Genomic DNA, 16,691 nt, shown 5'->3' on the forward strand with positions numbered 1-16,691 from the left:
ATCAGGCTCCTTGCCGCGCCGGGCGCGGATAAAAACGGACGGGCTCAACAGACATGGCGGGGGCGGGGGTCAGCAGCGGCTCGATGCCATCCGGAGCCGGGCCAAACCGTTCCATGGCCTCGTCCATGTCTCGTACCGGCGGTTCACTGATCGGCAACGGCGCCACAGGGCTGAGCGACACCAGCGCTGACATCGCCCCAGCATACGGACTTTGGCGCGCCAGCAGACGCCCGGCCAGCAGCTCAATCACATGGACAGCATCGCCCAGCATGCACAGGGCAGCGTCCGGTTCGATCTGGCCGAGACACTCCAGAAACAAGGGCAGATAATCCGGCAGTTCATCAGCCTGCATGGCCAACCCATGCTCGGCATAGGCCGCCATCAGGCTGACCATCGCGCCACCACGATCGCGGCTTTCGCCATAGACATGCTCGAACAAATGCAGACTGAGCGAGCGCTGCCGGTCGAACATCGCCACATAATCAGCCTGCAGTTCGAGCAAGGGCTGCGACATCAGATAATCCAGCAGCGGCCGCAGCCGCCCCTGCTGCTCGGCGGGCAACGCATCCAGTGCCTGATACAGTTCGGCACTCGCCGCCTGCAAGGCAGGTTCGGGGTATTGCAGCAAGACTGAAATCAGCGCAAATACTCGCATCTTGGCCTCCCTTATTCCGCAGCGCGCTTACGCGACTTGGGCATGGAAGCAAAAAACACCGAGCCCTGCTTTTTCTTGCCGAACAAAGTGCCATCCGATACGCCACCAGAACAGCCATTTCCAAAGCTGAAACCGCAGCTTCCCTTATCGTTGAAGCTATCCTCGACCATCTCCTTGTGGCTGGACGGGATCACAAAGCGGTCTTCGTAATTGGCAATCGCCATAATGCGGTACATATCCTCAACCTCGGCCAGCGTCAGGCCGACCTGATCGAGTACGGCGACATCATCCTGCTGATCGACATGGCGGCCGCGCATAAAAGCACGCATCGCCAACATCCGCTCCAGCGCCTGCCGCACGGGCTCCTCCTTGCCAGCCGTCAGCAGGTTGGCCAGATAGCGCAGGGGAATACGCATCTCGCTAACATCCGGCAATATGCCCTGCTTGCCCAGCACCCCGCTTTGAACCGCCTTCTGGATCGGCGAGAGCGGCGGGATGTACCACACCATCGGCAAGGTCCGGTATTCAGGATGCAGCGGGAAAGCGACTTTCCAGGTCACTGCCATCTTGTAAACCGGCGACTGCCTTGCCGCCGCCAGCCAGCTTTCCGCGATGCCCTGGCGGCGAGCTTCTGCCTGCACCTCGGGATCGTGCGGATCGAGGAAGATTTCCAGCTGACTTTGATACAGATCCTGCTCATCGCGCATCGAGGCCGCAGCGGCGATCTTGTCGGCGTCATATAGCATGACACCAAGATAACGAATACGACCAACACAGGATTCGGAGCACACGGTGGGTTGCCCAGCCTCCAGCCGTGGATAGCAGAAGGTGCATTTCTCCGCCTTGCCGGACTCCCAGTTGAAATACATCTTCTTGTACGGGCAGCCCGAAATGCACATGCGCCAGCCGCGGCACTTGTCCTGATCGACCAGCACAATGCCGTCATCCTCACGCTTGTACACCGAACCGGACGGGCAGGATGCCACGCAGGACGGATTCAAACAGTGCTCGCACAAGCGCGGCAGATACATCATGAAGGTGTTTTCAAATTCGGCATATGCCTCTTTCTCGATATCCTTGAACAACTGGTCCCGGCTGCGCTTGGCAAACTCTCCGCCCAGGTCGTCCTCCCAGTTCGGTCCTGAAGTGATTTTGTCCATCTTTTGACGAGTCAGAATCGAGACTGGCCGTGCTGTCGGCGGCGTCTGCATGCGGCCCGCCGACTGCAGATGATCATAGTCGTAGGTGAAGGGCTCGTAATAGTCATCCACCTCAGGCAGGTTGGGGTTGGCAAAGATATTGGCCAGAATTTTCATCCGGCTGCCCTGCCGCGGCTCCAGCTGCCCATCCGCGCGCAGACGCCAGCCTCCCTGCCATTTTTCCTGATTCTCCCACTCGGTCGGGTAACCGGTGCCTGGCTTGGTCTCGACATTATTGAACCAGGCATATTCGACACCATCGCGGCTGGTCCAGACGTTCTTGCAGGTGACGGAACAGGTATGACAACCAATGCATTTGTCGAGGTTCAACACCATGGCTACTTGTGCACGAATCTTCATGATTTTCCTCACACCTTCCCTTGTTCATCTGCCTGATCCAGCCAATCCACCCGCTGCATCTTGCGCACAATGACGAACTCGTCCCGATTACTGCCGACCGTACCGTAGTAATTGAAGCCATAAGCCTGCTGAGCATAGCCACCGACCATGTGCGTCGGTTTGGTCACAGTACGCGTCACCGAGTTATGAATCCCGCCGCGCTTGCCACTGGTCTCCGCCCCCGGCACATTCACAATCTTTTCCTGTGCGTGGTACATCAGGGTCATCCCTTCGGGCACCCGCTGGCTGACGACTGCCCGGGCGGTCAGCGTGCCATTGACGTTGAACACCTCAATCCAGTCGTTGTCGACAATACCGGCCTTGGCGGCATCGACTTCGGACAGCCACACATGCGGTCCACCGCGGCTAAGCGTCAACAGGCGCAGATTGTCGGAATAGGTCGAGTGAATGCCCCACTTCTGATGCGGCGTAATGAAATTCAGCACAATCTCCGGCTGACCATTGGCATGGCGCCCCAGCATGCTGGCGGTGGTCTTCAGGTCCACCGGCGGCTTGTAGACCGTCAACCCCTCACCAAAATCCAGCATCCATCGGTGATCCTGATAAAACTGCTGACGGCCGGTCAGGGTGCGCCAGGGAATCAGCTCGTGCACATTGGTATAGCCAGCGTTGTAACTGACCTCTTCGCTCTCCAGTCCTGACCACGTCGGGCTGGAAATGATTTTGCGCGGCTGTGCCTGGATATCACGGAAGCGAATTTTGTCGTGTTCACGCCCCAGGGCCAGATGCGTGTGATCACGCCCGGTGATTTTCGACAGTGCCGCCCAGGCCTTGACCGCCACATGACCATTGGTCTCGGGCGCCAGCGTCAGCACCACTTCCGCGGCGTCAATCGCTGTTTCAATACGCGGCTGACCATTGGCAGCCAGCCCGTTGAGTTGCCCCAGTTCCTTCACCTCACTGGCCGTGGACCAGGCAATCCCCTTGCCGCCATTGCCGACCTTGCTCAGCAGCGGGCCAACACTGACAAACTTCTCGCCAATCAGGCGATAGTCCCGCTCGATCACCGTCATCTGCGGCGCAGTCTTACCCGGAATCAGATCGCACTCGCCCTTCTTCCAGTCCTTCGGTTCGAACGGCTGCCCCAGTTCACCGGGGGTATCGTGCATCAGCGGTGTCATAACCAGATCTTGCTGAACCCCCAGAACCGGCCCGCCGATTTCAGACAGACGCTCAGCCAGAAGCTTGTAGATTTCCCAGTCTGTTTTGGACTGCCACAGTGGTTGGACGGCTTCGGACAAAGGGTGGATGAATGGATGCATGTCTGAGGTATTCAGGTCATCCTTTTCGTACCAGGTTGCCGTCGGCAGAACAATGTCGGCATACAGACAGGTGGTGCTCATACGAAAATCCAGTACCGTCAGCAGATCCAGCTTGCCCTCGGCGGCTTCGCGCACCTGAACTTCTGTCGGCTTGATGCCCTGGCTTTCATCGTCAAACAAGGCATTCTGCGTACCCAGCAAATACTTGAGGAAGTATTCATGCCCCTTGCCGCTCGATCCGAGGATATTCGAGCGCCAGACAAACATATTGCGCGGGAAGTTTTTCGGATTGTCCGGGTCTTCGCATGACATGCGCAAACTGCTGTTCTGCAAACCTTCCACGGTATAGGCCACCGGGTCCTTTCCGGCCTTTGCCGCATCGCGGGTCAGTTGCAGCGGGTTAGTCTCAAGTTGCGGTGCAGAAGGCAACCAGCCCATGCGCTCGGCCCTGGCATTGAAGTCGATCAGACTCAAACCGGCATAGCGCTGACTGGCTGTCGGGCTGAGAATTTCGTCCACGCCCAGCTTCTCATGACGCCACTGACTGGTATGCGCATAGAAGAAACTGGTGGAATTCATCTGGCGCGGCGGACGCTGCCAGTCGGTGGCGAACGCCAGCGGCGCCCAACCCTGCTGAGGCCTCAGCTTTTCCTGCCCGACGTAGTGAGCCCAGCCCCCGCCACTTTGGCCGATACAGCCGCACATCATCAGCAGATTGATGATGGCGCGATAGGTCATGTCCATGTGATACCAGTGATTCAGCGCGGCACCGACGATGACCATGCTCTTGCCCTGGGTTCGATGAGCATTGTCGGCAAACTCTCTGGCCACGGTGATCACATCAAGGGCAGCCACACCGGTATGCTTTTCCTGCCAGGCAGGGGTGTAGGCCACATCATCCTGGTAATCAGCAGCCACATTCGGCCCGCCCAGTCCGTTATCCACGCCATAATTGGCCAGCATCAGGTCATAGACAGTGGCCACATACACCGTCTTGCCATTGCCGAGGGTCAGCTGCCTGACGGGAACATGGCGCGCCAGCACGGCATCCTGATCTGCCCCGAAATACGGAAAGCTCACCGGCACAATGTGGTCATGCTGATCCTTCAGAGACAGCAGCGGATCGATCTCCCGGCCATCGGTGGCATGCAGCGACAAATTCCATTTGCCGACCTGCGCACCCTGCTCTCCCCAGCGCAGACCAATCGTTCCGTTCGGTACGACCAGATCGCCGCTGTGACCGTCAATCAGCAGGGTCTTCCAGTCAGGGTTATTCACCTCGGCATGGTCGCTGAGTTGTGAAGCACGCAGATAGTGATCCGCTACCAGGCCCTGCTCGCTCTCGCGCAAGGTCACCAGCATGGGGAAGTCGGTGTACTGCTTGCCATATTGGCGGAAATAGTCGCTCTTCCCGGTCTTGTGAAATTCGTTGAGCACCACATGCCCCATCGCCAGGGCCAGGGCCGCATCGGTACCCTGCTTTGGGGCCAGCCAGATATCACCGAACTTGGCCATTTCGCCAAAATCGCTGGAGACCGCCACTGTCTTGGTGCCCTTGTAACGGACTTCGGTATAGAAATGCGCGTCAGGGGTCCGGGTCATCGGAACATTGGAACCCCAGACCATTAAATAGGTCGAGTTGTACCAGTCAGCCGACTCGGGTACGTCAGTTTGTTCACCCCAGACCTGCGGCGAAGCCGGTGGCAAATCACAATACCAGTCATAGAAGGACATACAGACGCCGCCAATCAGGCTCAAATAGCGGCTGCCGGCGGCATAGGACACCATGGACATGGCTGGAATCGGCGAAAAGCCGATAATGCGGTCAGGCCCGTACGCCTGAATGGTATGCGCATTGGCGGCCACAATGATCTCGGTGGCCGTATCCCAGTCTGCACGCACAAAGCCGCCCAGACCACGTGCCTGCTTGTAGCGGAGAGCCTTTTCCGGATCATTCGTGATGGCGGCCCAGGCATCGACCGGAGCCATCGTCTGGCGCGCTTCGCGCCACAGAGCCATCAGTTCGGCCCGCACCATCGGATACTTCACGCGCTGGGCTGAGTAGACATACCAGGAGTAGGAGGCACCGCGCGGGCAGCCACGCGGCTCATGATTGGGCAAATCGGGACGGGTGCGCGGATAATCGGTCTGCTGCAGTTCCCAGGTAATCAGACCGTTTTTGACAAACACCCGCCAGCTACAGGAACCGGTGCAATTCACGCCATGCGTGGAGCGCACGACCTTATCCTGCTGCCAGCGACTGCGATAGGCGTTCTCCCACTGACGATCTTCTTGTACGACAGCGCCATGGCCATCGGCAAAGGGCTTGCTGGTTCGGGTCAGGAACTTCAGGCGATCCAGAAAATGACTCATGACGTCTCCACGGCAACAATGGTGTACGTTATGAGCCTACGCGCCTGCCGGGAGGTCACCCATTCGCCATTGGCATGGCAGGCGGTGGCGAGAAGAACTAGTTCACCTAGTCATTTCGTACAGGCAGCCAGACACAGTCCTGCTCGACCTTGACTGGCCAGGCACGGACAGACCGAACGCTGTCCTCCATGCATCGCCCATCCTGCAGACAAAAATGCTGTTTTTTCAGAGGACTCGCCACCCAAAGCAAATGATCGTGCTCGACGATCAGCCCCCTTGACAGCACATTCGCGCCGGAGAACGGATCCAGATTATCCAGCGCATACAAGACGGCTGAATCATCCGGACGAAAAATGGCCACCTGTTGATTGCCCACCAGAGCACACACCCCGGTACCCGGCAAGATCATCGATAAAGGACAGATATTGATCCACGACATGCTCATGACTCCACAGGAACCAGCGGGATGATCCGCCGTTCGTCAGGCGTCGCAGGACGATGCTGATCGCGAACAGCGACATACTGCAGCATCGGATCGGCCTGATCGCTATTAATAAAATCGGCAAAGCGTCTGACGCTACCCGGGTCCTGCAGGGTTCGCTGCCACTCGCAGGCATAGGCGGCTCGCAGCGCCGCCAGTTCCGCCTCCAGCCGCTCGCCCAGGCCCAGCGCATCCGCCACCACCACCCGCCTCACATCCTCGATGCCATGATCCAGGCTCTCGATCCAGCTGGCGGTACGCTGCAGCTTGTCAGCGTTTTGTACATACCACATGACGAAGCGGTCGATATAGCGGATCAGTGTCGCCTGATCGAGGTCTGCAGCCAGCAATTCAGCATGACGCGGCTTCATCCCGCCATTGCCGCCGACATAGAGATTCCAGCCGCGATCCGTCGCAATCACCCCGACGTCCTTGCCCTGCGCCTCGGCGCACTCACGCGTACAGCCAGACACCCCAAATTTCAGTTTGTGCGGGGTACGCAAGCCCTTGTAGCGATGTTCCAGCATCACGCCCAGGCCAACGCTGTCCTGCACACCGAAACGACACCAGGTACTGCCGACACAGGTTTTGACCATCCGCAGCGATTTTGCATAGGCCTGACCGCTTTCGAATCCGGCGGCAATCAGTACCGCCCAAATCGCCGGTAAATCGCCTTTCCTGGCACCAAACAAACCAATACGCTGTGCTCCGGTGACCTTGGTATACAACTGGTAACGCTCCGCCACGACGGCCAGCGCTGCCAACTGAGCCGGCGTGACCTCGCCACCCGGCATGCGCGGAATCACCGAGTAGGAACCATCTTTCTGCAGATTGCCCAGCCAGGCGTCATTCGTGTCCTGCAAAGGGGCCAGATCGGCACGTAGGACAGGATCATTCCAAACCCCCGCCAAAATCGAAGCCACGGCAGGTTTGCAGATTTCGCAACCATACCCCTGACCGAAGCGGCTTAGTGCTTCGGCCCAGTGACGAACGTGATGAGCCTTGATGAGATGAAAGAGATCCTGCCTCGAATGAGGAAAGTGCTCGCACAGCTGACGACTGGACTGGATGCCAAGCGTCGCCAACTCCGCCTGCAAGACTTGATGGATCAGCGGCACACAGCCGCCACAACCGGTACCGGCCCGGGTCTGCTTCTTGATGTCCTCGACGCTGCGGCAGCCGTCCGCAACCGCCGCGGCAATGCGGGCCTTGCTGACATCAAAGCAGGAGCAGATCACCGCCGAAGCAGGGAGGGCCAGGGCGCCCCCCATATCCTTCTTGCCCGCCCAGGCGGGCAAAATCAGCACATCCGGATGCTCGGGCAACGTGATGGCATTCTGTTTCAGCTGCAGCAATTCACCATAGTCATCCACATCACCGACCAGCACCGCCCCCAGCAAGTGCTGCCCATTGGCAGACACCACCAGTTTCTTGTAAATGCCGTGATGGTCGTCCTGATAAACATAACTTCTTGCGCCGGGCGTGCGACCGTGAGCATCACCGATACTCCCCACAGACACCCCGAGCAGTTTAAGTTTGGCGCTCATGTCGGCGCCGGCAAACTGGCTCTCGACCCCCATCAGATGATCCGCCACCACCTGGGCCATGCGATAGCCCGGCGCGACCAGTCCGAAGTACTGACCTTGCCAGGAGGCACACTCACCAATCGCGTAGATGGCCGGGTCATCGGTCTGGCAATGATCGTTCACCACAATCCCGCCGCGCTCGGCAACCGCCAGATCTCCGTATCGGGCCAGCGTGTCCTGCGGGCGAATCCCGGTAGAGAACACCACCAGATCCGTATCCAGCGAGTCATCACCGGCAAACAGCAGGCTCAGCCCCGTCCCTTTGCGCACGATCTCACGGGTATTTTTCCCGGTGTGCACGTGGACCCCCATCTGGACAATCTTGTCGCGCAGGACCTCGCCACCGCGTCGATCCAGCTGTTCAGCCATCAGTACCGGCGCAAATTCGACCACATGGGTTTCCAGTCCCAGCGCTTTGAGGGCTCCTGCAGCCTCCAGGCCGAGCAGCCCACCGCCGATGACCACGCCGCGTCGTGCCTGCCGTGCACGACGCTCGATCGCCTGAAGATCATCAATGGTGCGATAAACGAAACAATCCGCCTGCCCTGCACCTTCAATCGGCGGTACCCAGGGATAGGAACCGGTTGCCAGAATCAACTTGTCGTAAGGGATGTGTTGCCCGAGGTTGGTTTCCACAAACTGGCCGGCCCGATCAATCCGTCGGACTGCTTCGCCCAGGCAAAGCCTGATGCCATGCTTCTGGTAGAAATCCGGTTTGGCCAAGGCCAGATCTTCATCCGTGTGGTGCGCAAAATACGAGGACAGGTGAACCCGGTCATAGGCCGCTCTCGGTTCGGCCCCCAATACGGTGATTTTGAACTCACCCGGCCAGCGCTTATCGACCAACTCTTCCAGAAAGCGCTGCCCGACCATCCCGTTTCCGACCACCACTACATGCAATGCAGACATTTTGACCCCGATTCCGGACAATGCGCCGGCCAGCTACGACAAAGGGGTAGTCTGAGCCAGCCTGTCAGCTCACACTACCCCTGCGGTGGAACTAGTCCTTATTGACTACAACACCTGATCAGCAAGGCATGGGGGCGTTTCTGCGGGCAAAAAACAGCCAGGTGACCATCATGCAAGTGCAATAAAAGAGCAGGAAGCAATACAGCGCATCTTGCGGGCCAGCGGCCAGTTTCATCGACAGGCCGAAAGTCTGCGGGATGAAATACCCGCCATAGGCCCCGATGGCGCTGATAAAGCCGGCGGCAGCCGCCGACTCCTTGACCCCGCGCTGTCGGGCAGCCCCCGGCTCACCACCACTCGCCGCCGCTTCCGCCAAACAATGCGAAACGAACAGGGTCGGTATCATCTTGTAGGTTGAGCCATTGCCCACCCCGGCAAACAGGAACAAAGCCAGGAAGCTGCCAAAAAACATCGGCCAGTTGCCGGCGGCTCCCGCCGAAGGCAAGGCCGACAGCACGCCCAGCACAGCCAGCCCCATGGCAAAGAACACTGCGAGCGTGACCCGGGCGCCACCGATGCGGTCGGCGATCATCCCACCCACCGGACGGATCAGGGCGCCGAGCAGCGGCCCGACAAACGCGATTTTGGCGATAGGAACCAGCGGGAACAACGTCTTGGTCAGCAGGGCAAAGGCGCCGGCAAAACCGATAAAACTGCCGAAGGTCCCCAGATAGAGGTAGCACATCAGCCAGTTGTGACGGCGGCGGAAAATGGAGGCCTGCTCGGCAAAGGTCGATCGCGCCCCATCCATGTCATTCATACCGAACCAGGCAGCCAATGTCGCCAGCCCAATCAGCGGTACCCACATAAACCCGGCATTCTGCAACCACAGACTCTTTTCCACGCCATCCTTGAGGAAGTGCTGGGCATCACCGGCAAACCCGCCGAACAGCGGCAGCGTCACTGCCAGCGGGATCAGGAACTGGGCCACCGACACCCCCAGATTGCCAAAGCCGGCATTCAGGCCATTGGCCTTGCCCTTTTCTGCGGCCGGAAAAAAGTGGGCGATATTCGCCATCGAGCTGGCAAAGTTGCCACTGCCCAGGCCACACAGCAGCGCAATGGTCAGCATGACCGAATAAGGGGTGTGCGGGTCTTGAACAGCAAACCCCAGCCACAACGCAGGGATCAGAAGCAAGGCAGTCGAAAAGGTAGTCCAGCGACGACCGCCGAAACGGCCGGGCATGAAGGCATAAAAGATGCGCAGCGTAGCGCCGGAAAGCTGCGGCAGCGCCGTCAGCATGAACAGCTCGTCTTTGCTGAAGGAGAATCCGGCATTATTGAGGTTCAGTGTCACCATGGACCAGAGCACCGACACAATGAAACCCAACATCAGGCAGGGAATGGAAATAGACAGGTTTCGCATCGCGACGCTGCGACCCGTATCACGCCAGAATGCAGCGTTTTCCGGCTCCCAGCGTTTCAACGCAGATGAGGAAGAAGACATGAAAGGCTCCCTGGTTATGGCCCGGCAGCGATCTGCCAGGATTCAACACAGAGAGTAGGATGTCGGGAGAAGACAGACTATTCGCCGCAAGCACAGTGCCGGGGCGGCAGGAGAACTAGCCCGATTGGGCGATGCTCAGCTCAGGCCATGCTCGACAGCATAGACCGCCGCCTGAACCCGGCTACTCAGCCCCAGCTTTTTCAAAATACTCTGCACATGAATCTTGACCGTACTCTCGGCCACATCCAGCTTGCGTGCAATCACCTTGTTACTGTCGCCATGCGCCAGACAAGTCAGAATTTCCGTTTCGCGCGGTGTCAACCTGGCCTTCTCCCCTTCGGCCACCGGTGCATGACCCGCCTGGCGAAATTGCTGCACCAGCTTGGCCGTCATGCCCTCGGCAATGACCGCCTCTCCGGCATGGGCACGACGGATTGCCGCGACCAGATAATCCGCATCGATATTTTTCAGCAAATAGCCTCGCGCTCCGACCCGCAGGGCCGCCCCCAGATCATCGGCTTCCTCGGAAACCGTGAGCATGAGCACGGCCAGTGTCGGCATGTCCTGCAGCAGCAACTGCAGCACCTCCAGCCCCGACAGCCCGGGCATGTTCAGATCCAGCAACACCACGTCCGGACTCAGGGCACGCACCTGCTTGACCCCCTCAGCGCCATCTGCGGCCTCGCCGACCACCTGAATGTCTGCCTGTCGGGAAAGCAGCATGCGAACCCCGCTACGAAACAGCGTATGGTCATCAATCAGCAAAACGCGGATATCACTGCTCATGTCGTCTCCTCTGCCTGCGCAGTCTGTGCAGGCATGACCAGTCGCACAATCACCCCACGCTGCGTTTCAAACTCCAGTCGAGCCCCCAGCCGCCCGGCCCGCTCACGCATGATGCGCAGGCCGACATGCCCGTCCCCCTGATGCTGCAGCTGATCGGGATCAAACCCCGGGCCATTGTCGGCCACGACCAGCGATAACTCGGGACCCTCTGAGAAACTCACCTCGACCCGATCGGCGCCATGTGCATGTTTGCGAACATTCGAGAGCGCCTCCTGCAAAATGAACAACACCTGAATCTGCAGATCTGCCGGCAAGGGCATACCGTGACCACTCACACGAAAAGAGGTCGCCATACCCGTCTGACGACGGAACTTATCCAGGGTGGCACCCAGCGCACTGCGCAGGTCCTGCTCCCCCAGACGGGAGCGAAAGTTGTGCAGCAAATCACGGACATCGTCGTAGCTTTCCTGAACACCAGCATGCAATAAAGGCACCACCTCGCGCGCCTCGTCCAGCTGTCCGCGTCGCAGCGCATCCTCCAGCATTTGCACCTGCAGATTCAGAAATGACAAACCCTGCGCAATGCTGTCATGCAAACCTTGAGCCAACAGATTGCGCTCCTGGGTGACCGCCAGCTCACGCTCACTGGCTGCCAGGCGCTGATTTTCCAGTGCATTGCCCAAGTGATGGCCCAGACTGTCAAGCAACTGCATTTCCTGAGGCCCGAACTGATGAGGCGTCGAAAAAAACAGCGTCAGCAGCCCGACATGCTGCTGCCTCGAACGAACCGGGAAAGCGGAAACCTGAGCAAACCCCAGCCGGGCACAGAGCGCAGGCACTGGCTCCGGCATCCCAGAGCGGCAATCCTGCATGGCCACAGACGCCTGCCGGACAGTCTGGCCACAGTAGCAATCTGCCAGCTGGCGACAAACCTCTGCCTCCATCAATTCGGCAGGAAGCCCGTCCGCTGCGATCAGATGCGCCTGCTTGCCGCTCGGATCCGTCACCCGGACACTGCAGGCATCCGCCTGGAACCAGGCACGCAAGTGCTCGGCGAATCCCTGACTGAGCTCTTGCGCCGAAAACTTCTCATTTAGCCAGGCAGTCGTGCCATACAGCAGGGACAGCTCGCGATTTTGTGCATTGAGCAAAGCCGTTTTATCTTCGACCCGCGCCTCCAGAGTGGCATACGACTCGGAGAGCCTGTCTGCCATATGATTAAAGCCTTCGGCCAGCGCGCCGAATTCGTCCCGTGTTTCAACCGGCAGACGTACGCTCAGATCGTGGGTGGCCATACGCTGCATGCCGAACTGCAGACGCTCCAGCGGACGAAACACCAGCAAGAACATCAAAATGATTTGGGCCGAACAACCCATGACGGCCATGACGATCAGGATGACCTGGGAACTCTGCAACAACAGCGTACGCTGCTCGTTGTATTGCTCCACCAGCGTCACCAGATCATTCAGACGCGCAACAAAATCGTCAGAAGCCTGGCGCAGGGCGCCCCGGTTAACAGGAAGCCCGGCCAGAACCTTCTGTGCAGGAGGCAGAATCGTCTGTCGGTACTCGTCAACCACTCGCAGATAGCTGGCACGGACTGCCTCATCATGCGGCAGGTAGAGCGGTCTGGCCGGATCCCCCGTACGGAGCACGGTCAGGGTCTGGTCAAACACCGCCAGATCTCCCCTCACCCGTGCATCCAACTCGGCAGAGGGACTGGCGGCATACTCCTCCAGAGACAGAGCCAGGCGATAGGTCTGTTTACGCAGACTGCCGGCCGCATTGATGGCCGCCGCTCCGCCCTCCAGCTGCCAGGAGAGATACAACGTGGCACCAATAGCCAACAGCCCCAGCAACAGCGAAGCGAGTAAAGCGCCAACCACGCGGCTACTCAGACGACGGGCAGGAAATCGTTGCAGATCGGCCGACATGCGATGCTAGCCCCCGGTCTGCGACATGAAACGCACCAGCTGCTCCGGCGCCTCGCGGAAAACATGTCGTTCCGGCTTGCGCTGCATGGCCTCGCGGATCAGCGTCATCAACGCCTCCTGACTGGCGCCGTCGCGCAGCGGCTGGCGCAAATCCACCCGATCTTCCTGCCCAAGGCAAAGATGCAGCTGGCCATCGACCGAGAGACGCACACGGTTACAGGTGGCACAGAAATGCTGACTGATGGGCGTAATGAAGCCGATCTGCCCGCGGCCGTCAGCCGTTTGCCAGTAACGCGCCGGCCCGCCGCCCAGCGTCACGGCAGAAGGCTTCAGATCGAAGCGCTGCACCAGTGACGGCAGAATCTCCTCGACCGACATATAACCGGACTGCCGCCCCGTATCCCCCATCGGCATGGTTTCGATCACCCGCAGCACAAACCCCTGCTCAAAACAAAAAGCCGCCATGCGCTCGACTTCATGGGCATTGACTGAACGCATCAGCACCATATTCAGCTTGATCAGCGCAAAACCCGCCTGCCTGGCCGCCTGCAAACCGGCCATGACACTCTCCAGCGAGTCACGGCCCGTCACTTGTTCCATGCATTGCTTGTCCAGCGTATCCAGACTGACATTGAGGCGGGACAGCCCGGCCTGACGCAAGGCAGCGGCCTGCGCCGCCAGGCGCGTGCCATTGGTGGACAAAGATAAATCATCCACACCGGGAATGACCGACAACTGTGACACCAGCGACACCAGCCGCGCCCGCATCAGCGGCTCGCCCCCTGTCAGGCGGAAACGACGAACCCCCAGCGCCGCAAAGGCGGCGACCAGACGGCCGATCTCCTCAAAGCTCAGCCATTCGGCTGGTTCGGCATAGCCATCGAAGCCTTTAGGCAGGCAGTACTGGCAACGCAAGTCGCACCGATCCGTCACGGAAAGCCGCACATAGTCGATGCGACGCCCGTGAGCATCGAGCAGCGACGGGATCGCGGTAGAGGACATACCCATCTCCTGATACTGGTACGCGACCAGCATGCACAACACCGGCGCGATACATTCTTTAGCGCTAGTGTAAGTGTTTTGCGGCAGCAAAGGCGCAGACAAGAGGAGAAGACACAGATAGTTCGAAAGAACTAGGTGCGGGTTTGCCGCCATATCCGTGTGCCGCCGGGGGGCTTGACGGCAGTCAAGGATTTAAAAAACACCAGGCGCTGACGGATTTTCAATGGGTAATTCCTCGTACACTTTGCGCGTTCTGACAACCCCAAAGCGCGCCTGACTCACGGTTGCGCCGCCACCAGACCGATCTTCACCATGACAAGCACCACCCAGCAACTTGCGCATCAACTCACCCTGCACAGCCTGCGCCAGGAAACGCCGGACGTCTGGACACTGAACTGCCACAGCAGCACCCCATTTGATTACCTGCCCGGGCAATACGTACTGGTTGAGGTACCTCACCAGCAACTCAGAGCCTATACCCTCTCCTCGTCCCCCGGCATCTCGGCGCACCTGCAACTGACCATCCGCCACCTGCCTGAGGGGCGGGGCTCCACCTGGCTGACCCAGTCACTGCGCCCGGGGGACGCACTCTCTGTTTCCGGCGCACAAGGGCGCTTTACCCCGCAACACGCCAAGGGCCAGGCCTATCTGTTTCTCGCCGCCGGCAGCGGCGTCACCCCCATCATGTCCATGACGCGCTGGCTGCTGAAACATTCACCAGACTGCCATCTGGTGGTGATCTACCATGTGCGGCGCGCCAGTGACGTGATCTTCAGAGAAGAGTGGCAGGCGCTGGCCGAGCGCTATCCGGCGCAGCTGTCGCTGCACATCCTGGTCCGGGAGGACAACCGGGCCGGCACCGCCCTCAGCACCGAACTGCTGCAAACGCTGGTGCCGGACCTGACACGCCGCACCGTGATGACCTGCGCCTCGACAAGCTATATGGACACCGCCCGAAGCCTGCTGCGGACACTGGGCGTCGCGGACAGGCAAATCCATCAGGAAGCCTTTTTTGTCCCGCAGGCCGCCGCCCCGAACGAGGCGGCGGCAGAGACCTGCCAGATCCGCATTCAACCCTGGGGCGACCTGGTGACCACGCCCAAAGGGGGCAACCTGATGTCGGCACTGGAAACGGCCGGCATCCCCCTGATGGCCGCCTGCCGTCAGGGCGATTGCGGCAGCTGCAAGGTCAAGGCCCTGTCAGGCAAGGGGCAGATGGGCAGCCAGACCGCCCTGGGTCAGGCAGAACTCGACGCGGGCTGGCTTCTGGCCTGCTGCTGCACGGTCGATGGCGACCTGGAAATCAGCTTGCTTTAAGCCACCGACGGACACGTACCCCCCAATTTGCGAGGCATGATGTTAATTCACCTGGACGAACCCGGTACGCCGGACACCCGCCTGCCGCTGCTGCGGCTTGGCTTCCGCCCCTTTTATCTGCTGGCAGCGCTCTTCGCCGCCGTCGCCATGCCCTGGTGGTTGTGGCAACGCTTTACCGGCACCTACCCCGGTCAGGGGCTGAACGGCATGGCCTGGCATGCGCATGAAATGATCTTCGGCTACGTCGTGGCCGTGATCGCCGGCTTCCTGCTGACCGCGGTGCGCAACTGGACCGGGGCCGAGACGCCCACGGGCCGGGCGCTGGCCGGGCTTTGCCTGCTGTGGCTGTTACCACGCCTGCTGCTGCCGTTCGCCCCGGTCGTGCTCACCGCCCTGGCCGACCTGCTGTTTTTACCCATCCTGGCCTGGGTCATCCGCACCCGCCTGCGCGCCGCCAACAACACCCGCAACCGATTCATCCCGCGGCTGCTGGGCGCACTGGCGCTGTTGAACCTCGGCTTCTATCTGGCGCACCTGGGCTGGTTGCCACTCAACGAATTCACCCCGATGGAAGCCGCCTTGATGCTGATTGTCACGCTGGAGGTGGTGATTGGCGGACGCATCATTCCGTCCTTTACCAAGAACGCCCTGCCGGGCATCACACAACGCCATACCCCCGCCCTCGAACATCATCTGCCCCTGTTCACCGCCACCATCCTGCTCGGCAACCTGTTGCCCTTGCCGGCATGGCTGATCACGTCGGCCGATGCGCTGCTGGCGCTGATGCATGCTTACCGCGTCAGTGGCTGGGGCAGCTGGGCCTGCCGCAAGTCGCCGTTGCTGTGGGTACTGCACGGGGGGTATTGGTGCATCCCGGCCGGGATCGCGCTGCTGGCGCTGGCCCCGCCAGACATCCTGCCCCGACTGGCCGGCCTTCACCTGCTGGCCATCGGCGCCACCGGCGGACTGACCATCGCCATGCTGACCCGCACGGCACTCGGCCATACCGGACGCCCCCTGCGCGCCGGCCCCCTGGAGCACCTCGCCTACCTGTGCATTTTCCTCGCCGCAGCATGCCGCCTGCTGGCCACCCTGCCTGTCCTGCCTGGCGCCTATCAGGCAGAAATCTGGCTCGCGGGCCTGTTCTGGAGCGGCGGCTTTTTGCTCTACCTGATCAAATACGTCCCGATACTCGGCAGCGCACGCGTGGATGGCAAAGCGGGCTAACCCTCAGCCTGGCGCAGGCCAGACGGCTTGCGC

11 protein-coding genes are annotated in these 16,691 nt (G+C 60.1%); 2 read left to right on the plus strand and 9 right to left on the minus strand.

Going from position 1 to position 16,691, the window contains the following annotated elements; translation table 11 throughout:
* Nucleotide 1 precedes the first annotated feature (1 nt).
* The 9 genes from narJ to moaA form a co-directional block, all read right to left on the minus strand.
* On the minus strand, nt 2–655 hold the full coding sequence (gene narJ, locus AACH39_RS04230; protein ID WP_215782278.1) for a nitrate reductase molybdenum cofactor assembly chaperone: 654 nt from the start codon (nt 653–655) through the stop codon (nt 2–4).
* An 11-nt stretch (nt 656–666) separates the two neighbouring features.
* Nucleotides 667–2,214, minus strand: a complete 1,548-nt coding sequence (gene narH / locus AACH39_RS04235) for a nitrate reductase subunit beta (RefSeq protein ID WP_338620974.1) — start codon at nt 2,212–2,214, stop codon at nt 667–669.
* An 8-nt stretch (nt 2,215–2,222) separates the two neighbouring features.
* Nucleotides 2,223–5,909, minus strand: coding sequence for a nitrate reductase subunit alpha (locus AACH39_RS04240; RefSeq protein ID WP_338620975.1), 3,687 nt, complete (start codon nt 5,907–5,909; stop codon nt 2,223–2,225).
* Nucleotides 5,910–6,015: 106 nt separating this feature from the next.
* A complete protein-coding gene (gene nirD / locus AACH39_RS04245) occupies nt 6,016–6,348 on the minus strand; it encodes a nitrite reductase small subunit NirD (protein WP_215782275.1) in 333 nt (110 codons plus the stop codon).
* A 2-nt stretch (nt 6,349–6,350) separates the two neighbouring features.
* A complete protein-coding gene (gene nirB, locus AACH39_RS04250; protein ID WP_338620976.1) occupies nt 6,351–8,885 on the minus strand; it encodes a nitrite reductase large subunit NirB in 2,535 nt (844 codons plus the stop codon).
* A 118-nt stretch (nt 8,886–9,003) separates the two neighbouring features.
* Nucleotides 9,004–10,392, minus strand: coding sequence for an MFS transporter (locus tag AACH39_RS04255; protein WP_215782273.1), 1,389 nt, complete (start codon nt 10,390–10,392; stop codon nt 9,004–9,006).
* A 135-nt stretch (nt 10,393–10,527) separates the two neighbouring features.
* A complete protein-coding gene (locus tag AACH39_RS04260) occupies nt 10,528–11,178 on the minus strand; it encodes a response regulator transcription factor (protein WP_215782272.1) in 651 nt (216 codons plus the stop codon).
* Nucleotides 11,175–13,112, minus strand: coding sequence for a type IV pili methyl-accepting chemotaxis transducer N-terminal domain-containing protein (locus AACH39_RS04265; protein WP_338620977.1), 1,938 nt, complete (start codon nt 13,110–13,112; stop codon nt 11,175–11,177). Before AACH39_RS04265 ends, AACH39_RS04260 begins: the two co-directional genes overlap by 4 nt.
* Before the next feature lie 6 nt (nt 13,113–13,118).
* Complete coding sequence (gene moaA, locus AACH39_RS04270) at nt 13,119–14,114, minus strand: GTP 3',8-cyclase MoaA (RefSeq protein ID WP_338620978.1); 996 nt, start codon at nt 14,112–14,114, stop codon at nt 13,119–13,121.
* A 312-nt stretch (nt 14,115–14,426) separates the two neighbouring features.
* On the opposite strand from moaA, the gene AACH39_RS04275 reads away from it, so the two are divergent.
* Nucleotides 14,427–15,431, plus strand: coding sequence for a 2Fe-2S iron-sulfur cluster-binding protein (locus tag AACH39_RS04275; protein WP_338620979.1), 1,005 nt, complete (start codon nt 14,427–14,429; stop codon nt 15,429–15,431).
* Nucleotides 15,432–15,467: 36 nt separating this feature from the next.
* The gene (locus AACH39_RS04280; RefSeq protein ID WP_338620981.1) at nt 15,468–16,658 is read left to right on the plus strand and encodes an NnrS family protein; all 1,191 of its coding nucleotides are present in this window, start codon (nt 15,468–15,470) and stop codon (nt 16,656–16,658) included.
* Nucleotides 16,659–16,691: the final 33 nt, after the last annotated feature.

Source organism: Paludibacterium flexuosum, from assembly GCF_037076605.1.
GTDB lineage: Bacteria > Pseudomonadota > Gammaproteobacteria > Burkholderiales > Chromobacteriaceae > Paludibacterium.